Source organism: Halopenitus persicus, from assembly GCF_900107205.1.
Lineage (GTDB): Archaea > Halobacteriota > Halobacteria > Halobacteriales > Haloferacaceae > Halopenitus > Halopenitus persicus.
Map to the genome: position 1 here is coordinate 10,450 of NZ_FNPC01000016.1, position 23,902 is coordinate 34,351.

At 54.2% G+C, this 23,902-nt stretch carries 22 protein-coding genes; 10 read left to right on the forward strand and 12 right to left on the reverse strand.

Translation table 11 applies throughout. From position 1 onward, the window contains the following. The first annotated feature begins 1,263 nt into the window (after positions 1 to 1,263). Positions 1,264 to 4,179, forward strand: a complete 2,916-nt coding sequence (locus BLV25_RS15825; protein ID WP_256335770.1) for a helicase HerA domain-containing protein — start codon at positions 1,264 to 1,266, stop codon at positions 4,177 to 4,179. A 317-nt stretch (positions 4,180 to 4,496) separates the two neighbouring features. After that, positions 4,497 to 5,714, forward strand: coding sequence for a phage NrS-1 polymerase family protein (locus BLV25_RS15830; RefSeq protein ID WP_092735260.1), 1,218 nt, complete (start codon positions 4,497 to 4,499; stop codon positions 5,712 to 5,714). A gap of 170 nt (positions 5,715 to 5,884) precedes the next feature. On the opposite strand, the gene BLV25_RS15835 is transcribed toward BLV25_RS15830, so the two are convergent. Beyond that, positions 5,885 to 6,757, reverse strand: a complete 873-nt coding sequence (locus BLV25_RS15835; RefSeq protein WP_143114503.1) for a hypothetical protein — start codon at positions 6,755 to 6,757, stop codon at positions 5,885 to 5,887. 749 nt (positions 6,758 to 7,506) lie between these two features. Beyond that, complete coding sequence (locus BLV25_RS15840) at positions 7,507 to 8,166, reverse strand: hypothetical protein (protein ID WP_218128658.1); 660 nt, start codon at positions 8,164 to 8,166, stop codon at positions 7,507 to 7,509. 148 nt (positions 8,167 to 8,314) lie between these two features. Between BLV25_RS15840 and BLV25_RS15845 the strand changes: the two genes are divergently transcribed. Both BLV25_RS15845 and BLV25_RS15850 read left to right on the forward strand, forming a co-directional pair. Then, entirely contained in the window at positions 8,315 to 8,923 is a 609-nt protein-coding gene (locus tag BLV25_RS15845) for a helix-turn-helix transcriptional regulator (RefSeq protein WP_092735266.1), read from the forward strand. 147 nt (positions 8,924 to 9,070) lie between these two features. Further along, positions 9,071 to 9,730: a hypothetical protein gene (locus BLV25_RS15850; protein ID WP_092735270.1), complete on the forward strand. Its 660-nt coding sequence runs from the start codon at positions 9,071 to 9,073 to the stop codon at positions 9,728 to 9,730. Between the two features lie 90 nt (positions 9,731 to 9,820). Here BLV25_RS15850 and BLV25_RS15855 read toward each other — a convergent pair whose 3' ends face one another. From BLV25_RS15855 to BLV25_RS15865, 3 genes are all read right to left on the reverse strand, one after another. After that, positions 9,821 to 10,015: a hypothetical protein gene (locus tag BLV25_RS15855; protein WP_092735273.1), complete on the reverse strand. Its 195-nt coding sequence runs from the start codon at positions 10,013 to 10,015 to the stop codon at positions 9,821 to 9,823. Positions 10,016 to 10,075: 60 nt separating this feature from the next. Further along, entirely contained in the window at positions 10,076 to 11,071 is a 996-nt protein-coding gene (locus tag BLV25_RS15860) for a PAS domain-containing sensor histidine kinase (RefSeq protein WP_092735277.1), read from the reverse strand. A 344-nt stretch (positions 11,072 to 11,415) separates the two neighbouring features. Continuing rightward, positions 11,416 to 11,844, reverse strand: a complete 429-nt coding sequence (locus BLV25_RS15865; protein ID WP_092735279.1) for an RDD family protein — start codon at positions 11,842 to 11,844, stop codon at positions 11,416 to 11,418. Positions 11,845 to 12,008: 164 nt separating this feature from the next. Between BLV25_RS15865 and BLV25_RS15870 the strand changes: the two genes are divergently transcribed. From BLV25_RS15870 to BLV25_RS15885, 4 genes are all read left to right on the forward strand, one after another. Then, entirely contained in the window at positions 12,009 to 12,506 is a 498-nt protein-coding gene (locus tag BLV25_RS15870) for a DUF3592 domain-containing protein (RefSeq protein WP_092735282.1), read from the forward strand. 759 nt (positions 12,507 to 13,265) lie between these two features. Then, the gene (locus tag BLV25_RS17080) at positions 13,266 to 14,144 is read left to right on the forward strand and encodes a hypothetical protein (protein WP_143114504.1); all 879 of its coding nucleotides are present in this window, start codon (positions 13,266 to 13,268) and stop codon (positions 14,142 to 14,144) included. 580 nt (positions 14,145 to 14,724) lie between these two features. Next, positions 14,725 to 14,958: a hypothetical protein gene (locus BLV25_RS15880; protein ID WP_092735287.1), complete on the forward strand. Its 234-nt coding sequence runs from the start codon at positions 14,725 to 14,727 to the stop codon at positions 14,956 to 14,958. Positions 14,959 to 15,170: 212 nt separating this feature from the next. After that, complete coding sequence (locus BLV25_RS15885; RefSeq protein WP_092735290.1) at positions 15,171 to 16,244, forward strand: succinylglutamate desuccinylase/aspartoacylase family protein; 1,074 nt, start codon at positions 15,171 to 15,173, stop codon at positions 16,242 to 16,244. A gap of 192 nt (positions 16,245 to 16,436) precedes the next feature. Here BLV25_RS15885 and BLV25_RS15890 read toward each other — a convergent pair whose 3' ends face one another. Continuing rightward, on the reverse strand, positions 16,437 to 16,823 hold the full coding sequence (locus BLV25_RS15890) for a hypothetical protein (protein WP_092735293.1): 387 nt from the start codon (positions 16,821 to 16,823) through the stop codon (positions 16,437 to 16,439). Positions 16,824 to 18,065: 1,242 nt separating this feature from the next. Between BLV25_RS15890 and BLV25_RS15905 the strand changes: the two genes are divergently transcribed. Further along, the gene (locus BLV25_RS15905) at positions 18,066 to 18,506 is read left to right on the forward strand and encodes a hypothetical protein (protein WP_092735302.1); all 441 of its coding nucleotides are present in this window, start codon (positions 18,066 to 18,068) and stop codon (positions 18,504 to 18,506) included. A 13-nt stretch (positions 18,507 to 18,519) separates the two neighbouring features. On the opposite strand, the gene BLV25_RS15910 is transcribed toward BLV25_RS15905, so the two are convergent. Both BLV25_RS15910 and BLV25_RS15915 read right to left on the reverse strand, forming a co-directional pair. Further along, on the reverse strand, positions 18,520 to 19,680 hold the full coding sequence (locus tag BLV25_RS15910; protein ID WP_092735305.1) for a Fic family protein: 1,161 nt from the start codon (positions 19,678 to 19,680) through the stop codon (positions 18,520 to 18,522). A gap of 632 nt (positions 19,681 to 20,312) precedes the next feature. Next, positions 20,313 to 20,480 (reverse strand): histone-like protein, encoded by a 168-nt coding sequence (locus BLV25_RS15915; RefSeq protein ID WP_092735308.1) that lies wholly within the window; start codon positions 20,478 to 20,480, stop codon positions 20,313 to 20,315. Between the two features lie 635 nt (positions 20,481 to 21,115). On the opposite strand from BLV25_RS15915, the gene BLV25_RS15925 reads away from it, so the two are divergent. Continuing rightward, positions 21,116 to 22,012 (forward strand): DNA-binding protein, encoded by an 897-nt coding sequence (locus tag BLV25_RS15925; RefSeq protein ID WP_092735317.1) that lies wholly within the window; start codon positions 21,116 to 21,118, stop codon positions 22,010 to 22,012. A gap of 165 nt (positions 22,013 to 22,177) precedes the next feature. On the opposite strand, the gene BLV25_RS17580 is transcribed toward BLV25_RS15925, so the two are convergent. From BLV25_RS17580 to BLV25_RS17700, 4 genes are all read right to left on the reverse strand, one after another. Continuing rightward, on the reverse strand, positions 22,178 to 22,345 hold the full coding sequence (locus BLV25_RS17580) for a hypothetical protein (RefSeq protein WP_176819522.1): 168 nt from the start codon (positions 22,343 to 22,345) through the stop codon (positions 22,178 to 22,180). Positions 22,346 to 22,349: 4 nt separating this feature from the next. Beyond that, a complete protein-coding gene (locus tag BLV25_RS18060) occupies positions 22,350 to 22,643 on the reverse strand; it encodes a nucleotidyltransferase domain-containing protein (protein WP_256335771.1) in 294 nt (97 codons plus the stop codon). 15 nt (positions 22,644 to 22,658) lie between these two features. Continuing rightward, positions 22,659 to 23,054, reverse strand: a complete 396-nt coding sequence (locus BLV25_RS18065) for a hypothetical protein (RefSeq protein ID WP_256335772.1) — start codon at positions 23,052 to 23,054, stop codon at positions 22,659 to 22,661. Between the two features lie 485 nt (positions 23,055 to 23,539). Further along, a partial coding sequence (locus BLV25_RS17700) for a Rieske (2Fe-2S) protein (protein WP_218128659.1) occupies positions 23,540 to 23,902 on the reverse strand: 363 nt, incomplete at its 5' end.

Consider the following 23,902-nt stretch of genomic DNA (forward strand, 5'->3'; position numbering starts at 1 on the left):
CTTTCTAGTGCGCCAAATCTTCGTTTTGAATTTTTAGCGATCTGTGGAGGCCCCGATGACCCCGTGAGATTCTACTATGGAGCAACTGAACACTTGGATACGCTCGAAACGCGTCTCCGGTCGATATTTCCGCCGACGTTTGATGTCGAGCGAACCGCTATAGACCCTGCTCGAATTCTGATTCATCCGCAAGAGTTCACACCTTCTGAGTTTCTTGATGCAGTACGACGTGGCGACGTTCTCATAGGGTACGACAAGCACGATGACGAATTCACCCTTGTTGAATCCCTTCAGAGCTCTTCATCTCCCATCCCTTCTTCGGCTGGCATCTCTAGATCAGTAAATACCACAATCACAGTCGACGATACTACCGTGTCTGTAGCTTCTCCTCACGTTCTTGATAAGACCTCATCGATAAAAGAAATCGATATTCCGACGTGTACACCTCGGAACTCAATCCTCGCTCGACCTGCGTTCGATCGTGTTCACTCACTTGGAATTCGATGGATGGGGAAAGGAATCCGGAAAAATGATTGGATGACACAGCTTGTCCCATACACAGAAAGTAAGACACAGTCACAAACGGACGGAATGAATTCTCCCTTGTCGACGCTGATCGATCTTCTTGCGAGGTCTGATGTCCCCATCGCTTTTCAGGCTGTCTTTCAGCCTCGTGAAAGTTGGTATGCTGATGGAGAACTACGCAAAGAAAAGTTAACTCAGGGACGAGACACGCTCGTACAGGACATTATTGGTTCTCTTTTTGAGTTAGAAACTCAGTCTACGGATGGCCAACGACAGTTATCAAAAGACGCTGAGGAGCGTATCGATCAGATCACCCAGAAAAATCCTCGACGAACCTATACTACTGCCTTGCGAGCTGTCGCCGTTCCTCCGCAGGCCAAACCCACTAAATCGGTTGAATCACTTCTCGAATCACTTAGATCAGTATTTGATCCACTTGATGGACAGTTCTATCAACTATCCGGAAGGCGATTTTGCGAGACTGGTTCGGTCGTTTCATCCCGTGACAAACGAACTCGAGACGGGCTTCACAATCTGTTGAACCGGTCGATACCGTCTGACACAGGAAAGACGCGTTCTGACCTCGTCCTTAGTGCGGATGAATTGGCCAATTTCGTTGTTGTGCCATCCGCGGATGACCTTAGTGTGGAGGGGACTCGGGGGACGCGAGCGGAACAGCGGAGCCGTAACCCACTCCCACGACCGCACCACGACTTGATGGGGGAATTGCGTGATGGGATGTCGATCGGGTACGCTCTTGATGAAAGTGGTGACCCGGAAAAGGTCCCGACTGCTATCCCCCCCGATGTTCTTCCAACGCACTATGGACGCTTTGGAACAACTGGGTCCGGGAAGTCGAAAGCACTCATCAATGATATCCTCTCCCTCTATGAGAATACGTCTGGTCCGATAATTCTCATTGATCCGAAAGGAGATGGGATGACTCAAAACTATATGGCAACTCACGCCAGCCGATTCGGGATGGACGATCTCGAGGAGAACGTTCTGCACTTTCCAGTCCCCGATGTGCTTCCCGGGTTCTCGTTTTTCGATGTTGAGTCTGCAGTCGCGAATGGGCGACCTCGCGAACACGCCGTTCAGCGAAAAGCCGACCATTACGAAGAGATCCTCAAACTGGTGATGGGGACGGATCGGTACGAACGAGCTACTGTAGCTCCAACGGTGATTAAGGCACTCATCAAGATCCTCTTCGATGAGACTCACGGTCGTGAGAACGGTCGGTATCGAGAATCTGTAGACTATTTTGCCCACGAACAGCTTGAACATCTCGTCGATCAATTGCTTGAAGCCGGTCCCCCAAATCCTGATATCGATGAGCTTCCCCAATCAAGTGATCCGGAAGTTGCACGAACGCTCAGACGACAACTCCAGCTCGATCCAAGTACGTTTGCAGCGGTAATGGGTGGAATCAGTAACAGGCTTGCATATATCTCACAGGATAAGAACCTCAGAGAGATATTCAACAACCTTGAGAAGCAATTTGACTTCAGCGACTTTCTGGAGGAACAGAAGGTCATTTTGTTCGACCTAGGAGACCTTCGAGATGAAGCTGCACGCATTCTCACCGGGGTTATACTGACTAACCTCAATGATTCACTCAAAGACGCTGGTCAGCTCACAACCCCTTCCGAGAATCCCCACGTAGTCAATCTTCTCGTCGACGAGGCGTCGTCCATTGTCGTGTCAGACATAATGAATGATCTTCTAGAGAAAGGACGCGGATTTGGACTATCCGTTGGGCTATCGATGCAGTTTCCGGAGCAGATCGAGGCAGAGGGTGGCAGAAAGCTCTACCTCAATGCACTGAACAATATCGGGAGCACGCTTGTCAGCAAGATCAACGTTGATCGGGAGCTCGCACGGGCGATGGCTCACGAGGAGATGGACCCGGAGGAATTCACCAATCGGATTCGGTCTTTGCCTCGTGGCGAATGGATTGCGAGTCTACCGAGTCCCACTTTCGGTCAAACTGGACCTTATCCGTTCAGTGTACAGCCATTGCCCATCCCGCCTGGGCATCCGGAGAGTGACTGTCCACTCACACACCAAGAAAAAGAAACGTTCACGACCGTTCTCGATACGATTCACACTCGAACCGAAGAGGAATTCGGCGTCGTTGACCAAGACATTTCAGCTGATACGACCGTCCCAACGGCATTGAATGATGTCCTTCGTGTGGATAGTCCGGAGCTGGACGTAGCGATCGCCGAGGTCGTGAGAAATCTCCAGCTGCAGAATCAAGCCCGCGAGGAAAATGGCTGGATCGCCGTTGAGAACGTCGATACTGAAATCCGGCGCTTGTATAATGAGGCTGATTCCGATCCGCCGTCGTATTCTGAGCTCTCAAACGTTCGTCATCGTTCGAGGCTGCTCGAGGTAACGATCGACGCTGAATCTGATAGCTTGCGTATTCGGTTGACTGATGCTGGTGAGGAGACCGCTCTACCAAACACCGGCGACGTCCAATCGGCCGGTAGTCAAGCACACGATGATGCCCTTCTTCAGATTGAAGCTACCCTGTCGACCATCGATTGTACGGTCAATATCCTGCCTCAAGATGGGAGTGAGATGCCTGATGCACGAGCAACCCATCCGGATATCGACCATACCTTCGCTATTGAAGCAGAAACGACGACTCCGGATAACCCAGCAAAGGTATTGACAAATCTACAGAAAGCCCAGAAAGCCGGTGAAATACCGTTGTTCGTGGTTCTTCCCGGAGATTCCGAAACGGACTGGGCAAAACGAGTGGAGGGAATCCTTTCACCCCCGTTCCGAAAACTCCGGGACGGAACGATCCAATACTATACAACCGACTCCGCAGTCACGTTCAACGGAGGAGCGACCGAAGATGGTGGAGTGACAGCTGTTCGCCCTCGAACCGAGAACGGTAGCTCACAAACCCGATGGCAGCGTGATGGTGATCACCTCGTTTTGGTTGATACAGACGGGACTGAGTACGTACGAGTATCGTCGGTTACTGACCTCACAAAGGATCGAGTTCCGGCAATCTACAGCTATGACCAACTGGCAAACGAGTATATCGTGGATGAATTCGGCCAACGTCACACCTATGAGACGAAGTCGGAATTCGAAGCAGACTGGCTACGAATCAAGCGGCCGTTCATTCCCCAAGAGGAGTTGGTCAATGTCGACATTGACTCGGATACATATCGTATCATCATCCTCCGTGACGAGGATGACGCAGTTGTCTACAAGGATGGCTCACTGCAGCCGCTCTCTACGATCTTAGACGATCACCTACGTCCAGCTTTGTCTGCCTCCATGGAATTTTCTGACCCTTTCACTTCGACGTCTGATACCCAAGAAGAGAGCCCGGAAAATATTGATGAGAGGTCGGTGAGCGAAGACAAACCCCCGTCGTTTGAGTCTTTCATCCAGGAGTATGTTAAGGTCGATCCCGATGAGCAGATCCCTAAAGATCGTGCCTTCGAACGGTACCTCCACTGGGCAGAGATGCACGGGGTCGATGACCCGCTCAACAAGAGTTGGTTCACTCGAAAGCTCAAGGAGCACATTGACTTCGAATCAACACGGTTGCGGGTTGAAGGCGATCTCGTTCGTCATTACACTGGTATACGTGTTCTACCGGTGACGACGGAAGACTACTAATCAAAATATACATAATTAGATAAATGAGAACGATATTTCGATCTTGGTGCGGCGGAACGTCCCTGAATGAGGGCCCTCTGGAGGGACTAGTTCGGGACGCATTGGGTATCGTGATGGATGGATCGGGTGATGACACCCAAAATGCTTGGATGATGGCTGTTACTGGCCATAAATGGCAGTATAGCTTGAATGTTCTATGCAGGAACCAACTACTATTGCCTGGGTGGGACCCATTGGGAAACGGTGGATGGATCGGGCGGCATATGATGCCGAGTTTGTCGCGCTCGCAAAGGGTGCGAGCCACGGTATAAATACATATGAATACTGAAATAACTCTTGATATGGATGACGTTCCATCGGTGATTCGTGACCGTGACCAGTGGGTGTGCTGGCAACGGAAGACTCGAGACGGGAAGGCAACGAAAGTTCCAGTCTCCCCTCGAGATGGATCGTTCGCCTCCACGACTGATCCCCAAACTTGGGGAAATATCGAGATGGCACTCGACTGGTTAAATGCGGGGCGCGCAGACGGGATCGGATTCGTCTTTACTGACTCGGACCCGATCGTCGGCGTCGACCTGGACGATTGCCGGGATCCCGACACCGGTGCGATAGATGAGGATGCACAGGACATCATCGAACGCCTCGATTCGTACACGGAGCTATCGCCATCGGGAACTGGGTATCACGTCCTCCTCAAAGGTGACCTTCCCGATGGTAGAAATCGACGTGGGGACATCGAGCTGTACGACACGGCACGTTTCTTCACCGTGACTAGGAACCACGTCGATGACACGCCGGCGCGCATTGCACGCCGGCAGGACGCCCTCGTGGCGATCCATCGCGAGTACGTCGATCCGCCTGAAGCCACATCGAAGGGTTACGCCACCAACCAGACTGGATCAGGAGCGACTTCAAGAAAGTCGGATCCAGAGGCGTCTGGAACCATCGGAGGAGCTGAACGTGCTCTCAGTGACGAGGAACTGCTCGAGAAAGCTCGTGGGGCATCGAACGGTGACAAATTCGAACGCCTGTGGCGAGGCAATACGGGTGGGTACGAGAGTCACTCCGAATCGGATATGGCGCTGTGTTGTCTCCTCGCGTTCTGGACTGGCGGCGATCCAACGTGGATGGACGAGCTATTCCGCCGATCAGGGCTCATCCGAGAGAAATGGGACGAGGTACACTATGCAGACGGTGCCACATACGGAGAGAAAACAATCGAACGAGCGATCGCGACCACAGGCGAGTTTTACGAACCGGACTCCGACTCGAAGTCCTCTGCCTCAGAGCGTACCGCGTCGACAACGTCGGCTGTGGAGACGTCGGATACCGCGGTATCCGATGCTGAGGCAGACTCGGACCTGCATCGTGAACGTGCCTACTTCGCGGAGAAGACCCGGCTGTTGAACCAACGGATCTCCGATCTCGAGGAAACGATCGCGCAAAAGGACGAACGGATTGCGACGCTCACCGACGACGTCGAACGGCTGAAGCGGGAAATCGGGAGCGAGTGTGACGAGATGACTAAGTAGATGACGTGGATCCGTGTGGGTTAGCGGATCGAGATCGGATTCCCGGTGGTGCTCGATGGCGAACTTCGTCGACGACGTTACTGTATAGAGACGCAAGGCTCCGTTGAGGTCCTATCATCGGATCTATTTTGTCGGAAAGAGCTGGCAGCTGAAGAACGCGGACTGAATGTTCAGGTGTTTGATCCGGTCGCCGTCCGGGAAAGCTGGACAGTCCGTTCAACGCTCGTCAGACCCCCGTCGGCGGGATACTGAACCGTGAGCGTTCCCCCGCCCTGATTCTCCAGGTAGAGAAGGATATCACCGGGGCTGCCGGTATACGTCCGTGACTCCCCAGCGGGAACGGGAAATTCCACGATACTCCCACCACTGAATCCTTTCAGCGACACCCGTGCTCTGAACGTCCCATCGCGCTTACCCTCGTTGGCCACGGTCAGCTCCAGGGCACGTTGCCCGTTGTGCTTCGGAACACGGAAGCTCGAAACGGTGAATTTTGGTTCGAAAGTGAGGCGCTCTCGATGGGGAGCGGGAAGGTTCCAGTAGACGTCTGCTCCCGACTCTGCCCCGTCGGTTCTGTGGACGATTGCCGCCCTATCGTGTCGCCGTGCGGGGAAAGTGAACGCATACGCTGCTGATTCTCCGACGAGTGACGACAGCGGATCGCTGTCGGAGAGGATGTGCTCGTCTACTGACGACCAGAGATCGAGGTTGCCCGCCCGCACGTCGGGTTGGGCTCCGTTGATCAGCACGTCCACGACGACGAATTGTCCCGCGTGAGTCACGACGCGCGTGTGGGCCATTCCGGTAGTAACCACCGCTTTCCTGATGCGTGGATTTTCCACCGTCATACGCCTATCCCCGACCGTCACTGTCTGCCCCATCGGAACGCGACGGTCACGGTCGGGGGCCGGTGTTGCTGTCCGAGTTTCTGTGGCCGATCTGCCGTCGTTTGTGGCCCCAGCACTGCTATCGAGACATCCGGTCGATACGAGCATCGCGCCGGTCGTACCGAGAGTCTCGAGGAGGCGGCGACGTGTCACCGTCATCGGTTATGATACTACTATCGACGCCGTTGATAAACGTCTTCAGGACGCACAAACGCGGGTTTGAGTTACTGTCACGGCTGGTGTGCACCTCACAATATCGATGGTGATGCAGACCGGATTTGGATCGACTTATATGTCTTTGACACCACCCGACCTATCGTTCCCCTGCACTGAACGATTCATACGTCGTTTAGACCCCGTATCGACCGTCCTCCGATTCGGAATAGCTTGTAAGCAAAGTCAAGAACGGAATTAGTGGTTGAGTCTCCAATCAGGGGCTCGAATCGAGATGAGATATTATTTGAGAAATACTCCGTATAGGGGTATGATTGTATTATTCTATTGCAGAATATACCCGATATATTGGCATAATCAACTAGAAAAATTTAAGACATCGTGTAAAGTCTATTCTTCTGAAGATCGATGTCATTCACATCGTTGAGAGAGTCACTGACATTGTACCGTAGCGGAACCCTTACCCTTGATCAGGCAGCCAAACGGGCTGGTATTCCGCCGACGAAACTGAAAAAAGAACTTCGCTCTTGCGGAATATCTATTGATGACTAATCTGCATTGATCGTCTCATCACTCGTCGTGACGAACACGGTTTCACCAGCCACAGCGGGTGACGCTTCAATTCGTTCCCCAAACTAGTCAAGTGACTGCTGTTGCGTTCCATCGGCTAGGCCGTCCACAGCGAAGGCCCCCCGTCACCAACCACCTCCCATACCTGTTCGCCTGTTGTGGCATTAATCTGAACGCCAGTCCGTTATGTCGGTGACAGTCTCGTTCTCTAGATCGACTGTAATGGAGTAATACATCTCGTCGGCGGCGGGGTCGTGGATCCTGACAACGACCTCGTCTTCGACGTATTCGGGATCGCGGTCAATGGTGACTGTACCTGTCTCGTCAGTCTCTTCGACCGTGAGGGTGAACGTTTCTTCTCCTTCAGGTGTCTCACTGTCCATCGAGGTGTTATTGAGGCCGGTGAAGGTGGTAGTTCGGGCAGAATCTACGGTCAGTTTGTGGATCGGATCAACGGTCAGTTCGTATTGATCTAGGTTCTGGAGTGCCTTCTGTACGGTTGCGTTGTTTCGGGCGATTGCTTTGGCTCGGCTGCGGTCGCTGTCTGTCAGTGGGTCCTCAGCCTCCGTATTCACCTGGTAAGTGCCGCTGTTCTGTTGTTCGATTTCGATGCTGTCGACTCGGCTCATATTGTCGAGGACGGTGGCCTGCTGATCGCCGTGTTCGAAGGTGACATTGTCCTCAGACACGACGAACGCTGCACCCGGCCCGGAGTCGGTGAGGGTCGTGGTCGCACCGACAGTGGTGCCAATGACGGCGAGTCCGACACCGAGGACAGCAAGGACCACCAACAGAATGAGACGGGATCGCAGATCGGATGTCATTCGTGTTCAGTACTTGGCTGAAACAACACATCAGTGCTGCGTGAAACTGATTGGGAAATGCTTGGAAACGGGTTTCACAGGTGTTTCACCCCGGTTTTACAGCGAAAGAGCGATACGCATTAGACGGAGTACTCACTATCCGGCTCATATGGACCTGTCAGCCCTCCACGGTAAACGACTTATCGCGGCAGCCATATTCGTCGCCGCAGTCCTCGTACTTGCCGTCCAACTGATCACCCCTTCACCGGTTATGGTCTCTATCGGTGACAACGGCGCACAAACCACCCAACTTGGGCAGTACTTCACCTACACCGACGTCGCCCTCATTACGGTCGCGGCCTCCTTCCTCGGTGCCAGCGGCACCTACCTCCTACTCTATGACCATACCACCGTAGTCCCGACAAATGAGTCGGCGGTACCGCATACCGTTGCAACCGACGGTGAAACCCCACCGATACGGCAAGCGGTCAGTGACGGACAGGGCAGCGGCACTGTCCAGCACGACACAACGGATCCTGAAGAACGGTGGGAGGAGACAGTAGACCGGTTACACAACAATGAGGAAACAGTCTACACCGTTGTGCTTGAAGCCGGTGGTGAACTTCCACAACGGGATATCGTCAAGGGAACCGAGTTGTCCAAGGCCACGGTCAGCCGAACCTTGGATACCCTCGAAAGCAAGGACTTAGTCGAGCGGAAACGCAAAGGGATGGGTAACGTTGTCGCCCTCACGGAATATTGGAGAACTACCGGCTGAAACGGGTTCCAAACCGGTTCCGTAATGCGTTTCCAATCAATCACTTTCAGGTCTTTCACATAATGGCCTACGTGGAGAACACCACCCATCCTCCAGAGTTTGGAGGCATCGGTGGTGTCTCCACGCTATAAGGTGAATTGACGAACTATGCGCACGCAACTTGCCGTCCTTGCGGCCGTCGCACTGCTCGCTCTCGGTACAGGCAGTGTCGTCGCCGCAATGGACACTCCTACAGCCGACACAGCGTCGAATGATGCATTGCCAGCCAGCTACACCGTCGACGTCATCAACCCCGGAGAAGTGAGCGATGATGAGATCGACCAGGCCATTGAGACAGTATGGGCGAACGATACAGTTCGGAACTACTTCGATGACGGTGCCGCCGTCCACTTTGAGGTCTGGGTCTCTGGGTTGGACGAGGACGTGATCCACGCCAACATTGCTCCGCTTGAGGAACCGGACGAGACACGGGTCATCGCCGACATCAACCTCTCGGAGCGGCAGGTCAGCTACATCGATGAACCGGTGAAACTCAACGCCTCCAACGCCATCACGATCAACGCCAGCGACTACGACCTCAATGGCACAGGACACAGCCAGGACACGAACAGTGAAGAAAACGCCACGAGGCTCACCGCTGATCAAGCCACCCAGATAGCGCTCAACGAGAGCTCGATCGAACGCGGCGGGAATGGCACCTTCACCTTCGAAGTCGAAGACGGCGACGGAACCACCACGACCATCCCCTCAGACGAGATCATCAGGATCGACCTGCCTCCAGAGAACCGAACGGTCAACGGCAAATAAGCTGAGCAAACATCGAAAACGTCCTAGCAATTTTCTTTCTCTCCACTCTTGTGCCAGAGATTGTTGATGACGTCCTTTCGATATAGGTGCTTACGTATCGTTTCGGAATCCCTCTACTATCTTGACACCGATGAGCCCGTAGATGAGGCCGAAGAGACCGAGGTAGAATCCTATGTAGAAGGCCCACGTCTCACCCATCATATCTGTGTCTAATATCGTAAATCCTCCATAAAGTACGAGTAGGATTGCAAATAGCTCAACGAGGAGGGCTTTTTGGACGGACATCTGATTGGGTTGTCTTTTTGACAACCAATAAATCCACGATGTCTGGTTCACCTATATCGATCACTCGTTCAGGGTCACACCAGTAATCTCAAAACGTGCTCCTCCGTCATCGGCGTCACTGACGGTGATATTCCATCCATAGACGACGGCGATTTCGTTGGCGATTTGGAGTCCGTACCCCGTTCCCTCGTTGAGTGTGGAGTATCCCGCTTCGAATATCCGCTCGCGCGTTTCTTCGGGGATACCCGGCCCGTTGTCCTCAAAAAAGAACCCGTCGACCAGATCGCTGACTCTGACCGTTACATCCGCGCCTCCGTGTTCGATTGCATTCCGGATGAGGTTCTCGAGTAATTGCTGGAGGCGGGCGTGGTCAGCTTGGATCGTGTGCGTGGTGTCGATGTGTAACGTCGCTTCAGCTGTCTCGACGTTTTGCCAGCAGCGGGCGATGACGTCTGCAAGCGTCACCTCCTCGAGTTTTAGCGTCGTGTCGCCTTCGCGGGCAAGCGTCAGCAGATCCTCGATCAGTGTTTCCATCCGTTCGTGTGCTCTGGTGATAGCAGCGAGGTGATCGCTGTCACACTCCTCACGAACGAGATCGAGCCGTCCCTGTGCGACGTTCAGCGGGTTTCGGAGGTCATGGCTGACGACACTGGCGAACTCTTCGAGACGTTCGTTCTTGCGCTTGAGTTCACGCTCGCGTTCCTTGCGATCGGTGATGTTCCTCACCACTGCGAGAATACATTGCCGATCGTCGAGATTCGTCTGTCTGAGGTGAACTTCGACCGGGATGGGATCGCCGGCTTTCGTTTCGTCACGCCACTCGAAAGTCTGGGGACCGTCGGTGGCTGCTTTTTGGATGTACTCCTCGGCACGCTCGATCGTATAGGGCGGCTCATTGAGGATGAAGTCCTCGAAGCCTAATTCAAGGAGTTCGCTCCGGGTGTAGTCGAGCATCTCGCAGAATTGCTCGTTGGCGTCGATGACTGAGGCATCTTCGGCGTCGTGGAGTGTAATCCCATCAGGAATCTTCTCAAACAGTTCTTGATAATCAAGCATTCATAAATAGACATACCCAAGATAAAAATAAGTTCTTGATAGATGACATATATCTTGAATGAATATGATGACTGATTAAGCGAACGTTCTCCTGTACTAGGCGATTAGGAGGCGGTCGGTGGCCACGCCCATACCATATCCTGATGGAAGAGTTCGAGGAGCGTCTCAACATCCTGCTCGTCCCACGCTTACGTCTCTCGATCAACCACCTCCTGAATCGCTTCTTCTGCTGACCTACTCATATACGTCGGTAGACTCAGCACGCAATTACTCTTGGTAGGTGTGGTAATTCAACATCTTCTCCAGTAATCGCGACAAGTCAAACGACGTTCAGTCTAAGCCGACTAGCGTCGCTTAACCACGATCGTATCCGCGACCATATCGCCGACACGTTGGTTCTCGTCGGTGACCAATATCAACACCATCGCGACGATATTCGCAGTCGGAAGGGCGTCGACGACCCAGAGGAGGTTCCGGATAATCGATGCGCCGATCGTACAGTCGGAGCCATCGGATTTGACGACGACGATCCCGAGTAGGTACTTTCCGGGAGTGTAGCCATAGAGCCCCTCGAGCAGGAAGACGTACACGAGAGTTATAACGGTCCCAGCGAGCGTCAGTACCAAGAATCCTGCATCTCCGAGGGCCGAGCCGACGATCATAACGACGACCCAGAGCAGCCCGATAAGGACGGAGTCGATCAGGTACGCGAGTACGCGCTGTCCGATGACGTCACCGTTCGTTCCGAGTTGCGGTTGCGGATGTTTCTTCATACCTAACCTATTAATTTCAATTCTATCGACATTGTTTAAACTCCCCGAAGGGCGTTCGACCCATACAGAGTCCACTATGGCACATAAATAGAACCTATCGGAGGCTATCACGTCGTTCGTAGCTTCCGACATACACTTGCATTGGCACCGGTACCGTTCCGGGTGTGTCCGCTGATTCGCGTCTCCCGATCAACAACTTTGATCTCGATTCCGTTCGAAAAGGAGTGCTGTTCCTCCTCGTTGGCCTCGCCGCCATCGGCTACGGCGGCTTCGACTACGTCAACCAGCAGCAGGCGATTGATTCAGCTGTTGAAGTGAATGCGACCATCCTCAATACGGACGTCGAAGCCGATGGGACGAGTTCGAGCGCGGGAGTCGAATATTATCCGACGGTTCGATTCGAATACGTCTACCAGGGAGAACGGTATACTTCAACCAACATCCACCCATCGTCCGTGAGACAATCGTACGACACCGAGTCAGCTGCGAGGGACGTGATCGAGAACTACGAGACGAACACTACAGTCACCGCGTATACAACCCCGATCTCACCCGGCAACGCGTTCCTCCGAAAGGAGGAATCGAACAGCTCGTTCATTGCGATCGGCATCGGAATCGTGTTCGTCCTCTTGGGCGGACGCTCGGTTCTGAAAGAGGACTAGAGCCGTCTATACGTGATTCGTTGAGGATCTGGGCTCCGCCCTTGTGACTTCTCCAGCTCGTCGTGTGCCGGTGTATCGCTTTGCGACCGTTCATAGCGGTCCGGACGCGAGACGTCTAGAGATTTTGTCACCCCCAGGAGGGGTACCGGGGTCAGTACACCGTGCCTCGGAACGACCTATGTCCAAACGACAACATCAGCACTCACGGCGACCCGCTCAAGCACAACGTGCCGACCAACAACCTCCACACTCAACTTCGAAACTTGAGCTCACCATTCCGAACAAGCGGTCCTACCAGTCACTCATTACCTTCGTTGACTGTGTCCTCGTTGAGTTAACACACGAAGTCGTCGGTGCGGAATACGTTGTGCCCCATCCGTGGGGGACGGGATACATGCAGTACATCGCTATCGACACGTTTGGTGAACGATTCAGAAAGCGACGATACTGTCCTACTGCGGGATGGAGCTCACGAGAGATTTCCCGTTCAGATGTTCGATTGGAATTGATCCAGCGATTTTCGCGTGAACAGTCGATCGCTTCGACCGACAAGCGTGCTCCCGATACCGTCGCTGACTCCTTCAGCGTGAAACCGATCTCAGATCTTTCCGATTGACGTCCTCCCCCGTCTGGAATGATAATTGTATATTGGTCACGAACGAAGTGAGGGAACGTTCACCCCCGTATATATCAATGGAGCAGCCAACCGTTTGATCTGAAATGCCCTCCAAACGTAGCACTCGACGGCAAGCGCTCCGAATGATCGGAGGTCTTAGCATTACAGCCACTGCTGGCTGTCTCACATCATTTTCTCGGTCGAACTCCTGTTCGAACGAGGGTAGCTTTTCACTGGATGAAGCAACGGAGACCGGCATCTCCAATGAGTTTAGTACACCACTCGATGGATTGCCCTATGCTACGCAGATCGCTGTTACCGACGCGCTCGATGCGGACTCTGGTGAATCTACCTCTCGGGGCTACTACTCTCCGAATCCACGGACGGACTTCGTCGTCACCGGACCTGAAGCGCATTACTACCGTCTCGAAACGACCGATCACGACGGAATACAGACGACTGGCTACGAATACTCGGTCGAGATCGGTGTCGATGAATCCAAGCTCTCGGATGGTGTGACAGTCCGATCGTTTAGGGAATTACCTATTCACGATCGCGAGTCACTCCGTGGTGCGATAGGGAATCCTGGGCTCCTCCACGCACCACACTACACGTCGTTCTCCGTCGTGTTTGCGTACGAACATACTAATGTACAGGCTCAGTCCGTGTTTATTCCGGAACGTGCTACACACTACCTGGAATGGGACGAGACGTTGTTACGATTGGCCTTCGAGGAGCAGCGGACGGTCGTGATCACGAGTACGACTGTCTCGACTGAACTCGTTGCTACTTCACCGGACGGGTTCAAAGAACATATCGGCAACAACCGCGGTGTCCTCCTTGACTCCCTGACGACCCACCAACAGGACATCGTAGCCCAGGCGATCGACGGGACATACACTGAGTGTGAACCGTATTCGGAGCCGTTCAGCGATCTCCGTGAGCGACTCTCCGTAGGTGACGATGGCGTCGTGCTACTCGTTCAGTACGACAGTGACTGGTACTTTTGCCATCTTCATTGATCGCAGTGGATAAGTGGGGAGCTTTCAATAGGAAAATCGCTCCTTCTTTGGCTCTGTTGATGTCCTATCTGTTAGATATACTATAGTGGCTCTGCTGAAATCCTATCCTTCAGACACATTCTTGTCTGAAATAGTTGGGTGATGGAGACTGCTTACTGATACACCCGTTCAAAAACAGACTGTGTAACGATTGTAACGAAGACGACAATCGTAAACCTCGACAACAGCCCAAAATCCGTCAAAGCCCGTAGGGCGACAATAGCAACGAGGACAACCACAGCAGAGGCGGCTAGTTTCTGGTTCTCACGGGAGACCATAATCGTAAATCAACAGAATTGAACAAAGTACCTACCGAACAGTGGTTCCTTTGTACTGACCGATACGTGAGTCCCCTGTTTTGAACGATTCACATATCGTCTAGAGTGAGTTGGGGTTTCACGCTTCTATACAAACGAGAGATCTCCGACTCTATTGGAGTCCTATTCTTCAGACGTGGGTACGATGAAACAGCCGACTGCTGAAGCTGCTTAGAGAACTCGATAGCCACTTATTTATGACAAGTTGGTGAGATTAGGTTGTTATGGGAGTTCTCGATGCGTTTGGTTCGTTGGCTAGTTCGCTACTCGCTGGGATCGTTATGCTCGCCTTCGTTATCCTGAGTTTGTTCGTCACGGTGTTTGTCGTGGATGTCGCAGCAGCGATAGCCGGACTGAACCCAGATGATGGCTTTGTCGTTCTTGGAGCGACGATCCTCGCTGGGAGTGCCATCCTCGCTGGCGGCGTGGGCTTTGCACGGCCTGAAGAACAAACCTAGGAACACGTCACTATCTGAGTCTTGTATTTCCGACACCGACCAATAGGTGAGTTCTCTTAATCGGTGTAGTTCGAACCGAGGTCCAGTGGAACGAGGTATTACGGCGACGAACCGGGTCCAAAATCAAGCTCAAAACAGCTGTTTGACGAGTTCCAGTATGACTGGACGTCAGGAGCATAACTGTTGTATGCTGTCCGAGCATCAGATCAGCAATGAGCGACCAGAGCCCTGAGCCGTTTCGCTACGACGCACAGGTCGATCCGGGCGAAAAGCGACAATTTCGCTACGAGGTAGGGGAGACGTATCTCGGTGACCCCGTCGAAATTCCGGTGACGATCATCAACGGTCAACACGCTGGCCCCCGGGTGTTCCTGACGGCGGGGATTCACGGCGACGAACTGAACGGCGTGAAGGTGCTTCAGGAGGTCGCCGCGAGGTTCTCACCCGCCGAGGTGCATGGCACGCTGGTCTGTCTGCACGTCGTGAACGTCCCCGGATTCCAGACCCAACAGCGGGATATTCCCATTTACGATCAGGACCTTAACCGCTCGTTCCCCGGGCGTGAGGGGAGCAATACCGCCGGTCGAATGGCCCATCAAGTGTACAGCCGGTTCATCCAGCAGTGCGATCTCGGAATCGACTTCCACACTTCGACGCGCAACCGGACGACGATGTTCCACGTTCGTGCGGACACGTCCGCTCCCGAGGTCCAGCGGCTCGCGGAGGCGTTCGGTGCCAACGTCGTCCTGGCAGGTGCTGGTGACGTGGGGTCGTTGCGGACGGTCGCTACTGCCGACGGCATCCCCACGATCACCGTCGAGATGGGGAAGGCTCACCGCTTCCAGCGGCCGCTCATCGATCGGGGAAACGTCGGCGTCGAGAACGTCCTTGCGGAGTACGACGTCCTGCCGGAAGCGACGGTCGCGGAACCAGCCTGGCGGAAGGTACTCGGCGGTGATCAGGAGAAACGCTGGCTGCGCGCGGACACAGGTGGACTCGTCGAGATGGAGTGGGGTCCCACGCCGCTGGTTCACGAGGGAGACTCCATCTGCACGGTCAGCGATCACTTCAGCACCGAGGAGCACATCGTCGAGGCACCGTTTACGGGCATCCTCGTCGGCGTCCTGGAGAACCCCGTTGCGCTGCCCGGCCACCCGCTGTGTCACCTCGCACGTATCGATACCGAGACCCACACCGAGATCGAGGCCGAGATCGACCGCGGCGAGTTCGACGGCTACCGCGCGTTCGGTCTACGATGGATGGGAGATGGTGAGGAGGCGGAGTAGGCCACTATAGAGACTGAACACGCAACTTCCCCGGATCTCACCCACGGGGAGTTCCTGACCGGTAGCGATCGAGTCAACGGTTTGACCGGTACGTGAGTTTCCTGTACTGACCACAACCGGCTCAAGACGTATCATCTACTGAGGATTTCAACAGAACCACTATAGTATGAAACAGCCGTTGCTGAAGATTGCTTATAATTTACTCCGCAATTCGTTGAGGGCGATAAGGACGTAGAGTAGGCCAACGAGACGCGTCCCTGTGTATACCCACGGCTTCCACTCAGGTGTCGACTCGTTAGTGTACGCTACTTCCCCTCCATAGTCCACGTAGGTGCGTGGGTAGAGGAGTGCGAGGAGACCGATGAGTCCGAGGAATTTTTTGAACGTCGAATACGACTCCTCACTCCGCCACATCATCCCGAGAAAGACCAGCCCTTCGAGACGAGCACCGGGAATTACCCAAGACCGCCAGTCACAGCCACTGGGATTGTCGAGTGCGAGTCGTTCAGCGGTGGTAATGAGGGTTTCCGGGACGAGGACCTCAATAGTGCAGATCGTGGTAAGCAGTGGGCGAAGCATACGTACTGGTGGGTGTCAGTCACGATAATACTACGGCGTGTAATGATAGATGTAGAGAGCCTTCCAATAGTCTCCTTGCACCACGATTTAGGATTAGACAGATATCAAATTCTGTATGCTTCAGCGGAGCGATTACTCCTGCTTTTGATTTGGGTTAGACCAATAATAGAGACCAGTCAGGGTTAGACCGATTCCGATCGCAAAAGCATAGTTTGGATCCCCAAGAGCGAAAGTAACTGCAAGTGAACCAGAGGCAGCTGTAATCCCGGTGAGGATGGCATATTCACCACGGGACAATCCCCACACCCAATCATCGAGGCGTCGATACACCTGTCTTATTTTGTCCATCCGCGCTATCTTTGTTGAAGGCAAAAGTGCGTTGTCATTACGTGACTTAAGGGATTCAAGCTTTGTTGAAATCCAGTTCGCTCGACAAATTCTCGTCTGAAACAGCTGGTCACTGAAGGCCGCGCATCTCGAAGTATGTCATCTGCCGTCTCCTGAAGAGGAATCGCGTAACACGAAAGAGGATGTTCTACTGGGATTGCGTTGAGGAATTATTTTGTATCTTAAACAGGAACTCGTCGGTTATGGTCCCCTATATCAGCGAGGTGCTGTTCAACGAGCCACAAGGCCGTCCTATGGCACTCTTTCAGTTCGGCGTGTCGCTTACCTTTCTGTGTCTGTTCGTATATGCTTGGAGCGTCGGCGACGCTGGCGAAACTCGGTGGTTACTATTTATGGTCGTCGGAACTGCGCTATCCGGAATCGCCGAGTCCCTTCCAGAGGCTCAGCTACGAGCGGTAGGCGTTCTCCGTTCCGCAGCGGTCCTCGTTTTGCTGTGCGTCGTCGCTGCTCCCTTCTTCAATCTCGAATTTATTATCTAAGTATAACCGTCGGTGTTGTCGTTCTCTGTACCGATCTCCTCCGACGGGCGTATTGGTTATTGTAAGGTCAATTCGCAGTATTACTCTTCATCTGGCATCTTGAACTATATTTGACTCGAATAGACTCCTGCTGCATACACCCTCTGTAGTTAGTGCCCAGTCGTTACTCTGTATGGACCGCGACCGAGGCCAAATATATCACTTGCTGAGGATTTCAACAGAGCCAGAATTCACTATTCACTCGCGTTGCCCCTATCTCGGCGTGTTGATCAGGACCTAACGACCAGTATTGCTCCCCGCAGAGAATTTTTCCTCCCCTGAAGGGCGAGGGGATACAGCAATCCTCTCGGAAACTATGAACTCGGACAAGCATCCACACGATCGTACCGAGGAGCACACGTACACACAGGCATTTACTGGCTCACCATCGTGGGAGAATCTCCAGCTCTCCATACCCAATCAGCTCTCCAATCCGGCGCTTGAATCGTTCGTCCAGTGTGTCCTCATCGAACTTACGGAGGGAACTCTCACTGCAGAGTACGTTTCTCGGGGGACTTCCGAGGCCGAGCGACTCCTGTTCGTTGCGGATGACGATCGTGGTGACTGGTTCCGGCAGTACACGTACACTGACCGATACGGGATGGAGAAGCGTCGGTGTCCCCGTGCCGAGGTTCGATCAACGCTCCTCTCGCTTTTAGGCCAAGAGTCGAAACACGATATACATCAAGGGTCCAACGGACAGGATTTCTTCCACCTGACCCTTGATGAACTCCAATGGGAGGCGGAGTTTCTGTGAGCTCCGGGACGATTCAGGGATTATAGGGTTCGACGATCTCGAGAACTTCCGGAACCTCGTATCGACGATTCCGTTGTTGACCCGTTGTCTCTCGTAACACCCCGTCATCCCAGAGACGTCGGATAGCCTGATTGACCGCAGGTTGTGAGCGGTTTAGTCCATCAACGGCCTGTGGTTCGGTGAGATATGGATGTTCGATGATGAAATCGATAAGTTCGCGAATGACGACACCGTGTCCCTGATACTGATCCTGGTAGCGATCACGGAGCGCGAGCAATTCCCGAGCGACGGTGTATGCCTCGCGACCCTGTTCAGCGATCGCCTGAACGAAAAACGACACCCATTCCGTCCACGCCCCATCGCGACTCACTGCGAGGAGGTTATCGAGATAGGCATCACGGTTCGCGTTGAAATACGATGACGGGTACAGATATGGACCGGGAAGTAGATCCCACTTATAGAGGGCCAGCATCACAAGGAGCCGACCAAGCCGCCCGTTACCGTCCTGAAACGGATGGATCGTCTCAAATTGGTAGTGGATTAAGGCTAAATCAACCAGCGGTGCGTACGTTGGTCCCGAGCGGATGTACTGGAGAAGGCTCCGTAGTGCGTACGGAATACTCGCTGGTGGTGTCGGTACGAAGCGTGCTTCACTGAGCGGCGTTCCGGGCTCGTCGATACCCACCAGATCCTCGCGAAGCTCACCTGGATTTTTTCGTTCACCACGGGCACCCTGAAGCAGGATCGTATGTAATCGGCAGAGTAGGTCCCTATCCAACTCGGCCCCATCACGGAGCGCCGTTATCCCGGTCGTGATCGCCTCAACGTAGTTCTGAGCCTCCGCAATATCGGCTCGTTCCGTTTCGGTTTGGCCAGGTTCTTCGCCGGCCTCCCGTCGATAGATGTCCGAAAGCGTAAGCCGTGTCGTCGTCTCAATATTCGAAGACTCAACTGCCTCACGATGGATGAGCGGGCTCAGAATGACCTCAGGCGAGTCAAGCCACGTATCCAAATCCGAGAGCTGTCCTACGGCATACATCGCATCCCCGTTCTCAGTTAGTAGGGAATGAGTTGCGTCAAGATCTGGCGGGAGCGGATCCGGGCTGAAGGCGAAGATCCCATCGATCATCTCAACCTCTCCAGGGGGATCATCGGCAAAGTTCTCGGGTCGCATTGTTATCTAACACACTCATCTACACCAATATAGATAACGATACTAGGGTAAATTATCTAATATCCACCTATCCCTCATTTAGGATAGTATTCGGTATACGCTCTATCTTATTCTAGCATACTATCATTCAGCCCTCACTATCCACTACTTCTATATTTCTTCACCTGAACCTAAGCGATGAAATTTGCGAACGAGTCGAATCGACCAAAACACCTAGTCTCCAGTGGAAACAGAGGGGATGAGGTCATATCTCAAGCTCTCTATGATGTTTGAGTGAACTAGATCTCGTCTCAAAGGTGGGCCCGAGGATACAGACACTGAGACGTCTGATTCGTGGGAGTGGAGTGTCGGGCCCACACCTGTGTGCCTCTGCGGATGCGTCTGGGGAACGTATCCGATGGCTGAAGACCACTCACCGTGCTCTTACAGCCGTCTTGGTCGGGTATGGAGAGGTGGAACACGCTGGGTGAACGAGTTCCACTGCGTCTCCATTAATTCCTATCTATACAGTATTCAAAAAACTTGTCGATCGAATCGTCTCCTTGCGATTTACTCCCGTACCAAGATGGCTATCGGGGCTTCCCGCCACTGACGTCTTCGAAAGAAAACAACCACTTCGAACGTGACCCGGGCTACAGATCTCGCGGCTGGACCGTCTTCCGATCGTTTGCGTCAGCACGTTCAGCAGCTTCCTCAAGAAGTTCCTCGACCTCCTCGTTGAGTGCGTCGTAGAAATCTGCGGAAACGTTGTTCCCCTCGAGTGCCTCTTTCACTGCTGCCTTAACGATCAGGTCTGACATACGCTATATTCTCTCTCAGGCGGTGACTAAAGGTATCCGTTTTCTCCTACCTTTGCCGTTTCTTCGGATTCGGCGCCGCCGTGACTTCTTCGCTCGTCCAAACAGATCTCGAATGTCGAGGTCGAATCGCTCCGAATCCACCAATAATGTCCTCTCTCCGCTCGAGACCAGGAACGATTCGTGGTCATCTTCGACCTTCGCTTGTGTTTCGGCCCGCACCGCTCGCGTCGCCACCCTCCGCATCGCTCGCGACCGACCATTCCGGGCGTGCGGGCGCTCTCCGCACCGCGAGCGCCCGTTCCGGGCATCTGCTCTCGACGCCAGCGGGTAACCGCAGGGGGTTGCGCTGCGTAGCTGCTCACCCCCTACGCTTACTCCGCTGGACGCTCGCTCCGGGTGGCTTATCGATCGCTCACTCCGTTCGCGATCGAGACGCACCTCACTGCGTTCGGTGCGACAGCGCGCGGTGCTGGATGTGTCCTCTTACCCGGCGCGCTCTCGCTCGCGCCCAAAAGGGCGCTCGCGAAGGCGCGAGCGAGAGCGCGCAGTCGGTTGGTCGGTCAGCGAGAAGAGCCACGGCTGGAGAGTCGTGGTGTCGAAAGAAGACGCCGAGTGAGCGCCTTCAGGGCTCAGCAATGTCTCGTAATACCTCTACTAGCAAGGTCGTTTCGGTCGATGAACGTGCGTACGAAGACGTGGACGAGCGGGCAGTCGACGAGGAGGGATTCGACATCGTCGACGACACGCCGGCGTTTCAGGCATCGGTCACGCAGGAAGTCCAGGCAAAGGTGGACGCAAACCACCCGGACGGGATCGCGAACACGGAGGGAGAACGGATTCACGGCGCAACCCTCGAACAGGAAGAGCGCATCAAGGCGCGGGAGGACGAATTAGAACGAATCAGCCGGCGGGCCGAGTTCGGGTCCCACAAGGGACGGGCGAAGCGAACGCGGAGGGCTGCTGCGAAAGGGAGTGTTCGACGACGTGAGGACTTCAAGCGTCGCAGAGCGAGCGTGGATCCGTTAGCTGACCCCGATCGGCCGGACCCGCGCGAGGAACTTTCCGAGGACGAGTTGGCAACGGTGAACCAACAAGCACGGAGACTCTCGAACCAGATCGGTGGATGGACGAGAGCGGCTATCAGTCGGCGGTTGGCCGATAAGATCGTCCGTGGGAAGAGCGCGATGGTCGCGGTCGTAAGCGTGTTCGAAGAGCTGCAACTAGGGCCTGGACGGGCTGTGCCGATCGGAAAACTCGAGGATGTCGACCGACGCGAGGTGGCTGTTGAAGGTCGTGTCGAGACGTTGTGGGATCCCTCTCACCCCTCAATCTCCCAAGTCGGGCTCATCGCGGACGACAGTGGCACGACCCGAATCACGGTGTGGAAGGCCTCGAACCAACCAGGGATGCAGGAAGGCGAACGTGTGCGCATCTACGGAGCGGCGCGCAATTGGTACCAAGGGCGCGTGTCCCTCGCCCTCACCGGGTGGAGCACCATCCTCTTCCCGGAACGGGACCGGTGGTGGGAGTAACTCGCGGCGAACGGCTCTCTTTTTTCGCTCATACATCCTCCATCCCGCCCGCCTCCCCACCCACCGCTCCGTGCTCGCTCCCGTTGGTCGCTGCGCGCGCAGCCACAACCGTGGGAACGTTGTTTGGAGAGTAGTGTTCCGTCTCCATTCACAGAGTAGTACCGATTAGCCGTGACGGAGACATTCGTGAGACACCCGAGTCATATCGACGAGATACCGGTGGATGTCCTCGGCGAGCCGGTACATCGCCTCGGCCTGTTCTTTGGTTGCGATACCAAGCCTGTAGTAGGTCTGCTCGGCGTCCACCAACCGGTCCCGAATATCGTCATTCATCGGCTTACACCTCGGTCCGGAGCTCGGAGAGTTGGTCGGAGCCGACCAACGTGATCCCGGCGTCGAATTGGGGGCGAAGCTGGTTGCCAATTCGGTTGGCGCTGTCCGTCAATTCGATGAGCGGCTGGAACGTGTATCGATTTCCCTCGAATCGTTGGTCCTCGAGGTCGCTGACGACCGACTGAACGGTTCGACGGGCTGTCGTCTTGTCATCGTCGACGATCACTAACAGATCGATGTCGCTGGCCCTGTCCGCCTCCCCCCGAGCAACGCTGCCGAACAGGACGACTCCGACCAACTCGGCCAACTCGTCCTAGATTCGTTGCAGGAATGCTCGAATTGGATGGTGAAACTCGCTCTGCGGGATCGAGAGAACTGGGTCCGGTTTCGTGCGCCGGTCTCGGTTGATCCGAACCTGCTGGGTTCTCCCGTCCTGTGCAGTCTCGACAACATCGAGCTCGGACAGCAGCCTGACTGCCTTCGAGATCGTCCCCGTATTCGCTCCCGTAGGTGTCGCAAGCACGCTCATTGAGTACGTCGTATACGGTTGATCGATGAGCACGTCAAGAACGTCCTGCATCGCCTGGTACCGGAATATCCGCTCCTCCGGAAACGGATATTGCAACTCGATCGAGATCGAACCTTTCCTATTAGGAATAATATTCCTAATAGGAAAGAATATGAAAACTCTGGCGGTGGACTGGTCCACCGACAGCGTGCTGGACTGCAGCTGTCTTGATCTGCGGAGAGGGTGTCATCGAACGATTTCCATACTTCGTTGAGTGAACTGTGAATTGTTCAGTACAGGGGAAGCACACATCGCTCAGTACAGTCAGTCTCCTGACTGTGGGTTCCCATCTGTTTGAAATATCGTAATGAAAACCAGCAAAAGTGTTCCAAGTACGACTGCACTTCCGATCATACGAGCGGCAGTTGATATTGCCGTTTCATACCCTCGAATCGCAATAGCAATATCACCAAGCGTTGCGACTCCGAGCCCGAATAAAAACACGCAGGCGATGAGGAGACGTTGAACTGATCGTAGCAGTTCATTCGTTTTGGAGGGCATCGACAGAAATTCTAACAATATCCTCATAACCCCACCGAAATCGACCGCTGCTGACCAACTCGCACCGTCCACTTATCGTTTGATAGCCTCTCAGAAAACAGATGAATGCGGTGCTGACAGGGCACTCACAGCGAACGCGCCTCGCGTGCGGTCTGAAGGCCATACACGACAGCCGTACCGCCGAGCACCACTAGCAATCCCTGCTGCCAAAGCTCACCGACATAGAGCACCGCAGCGAGACAAAACACGCCGAACATAATGTCCCAGCCCGCCCTGGATAGCGGCGATTTCCCAGGCATATTCACTATTTGGATTCCACGCCTATTCAAATTCAGGGGTACTACCGGCGTACTGCGTATGAAACAGCTGTTAGAATGAACGCGCACACTCCCTGTTTCTTGCCGGATCGCCAGGAACGAGTGGATCAGGCTGTGAGGCCGCCAGGTACGACGGGCCATATGCGACGACAAGGCCGATACAGAACAGTA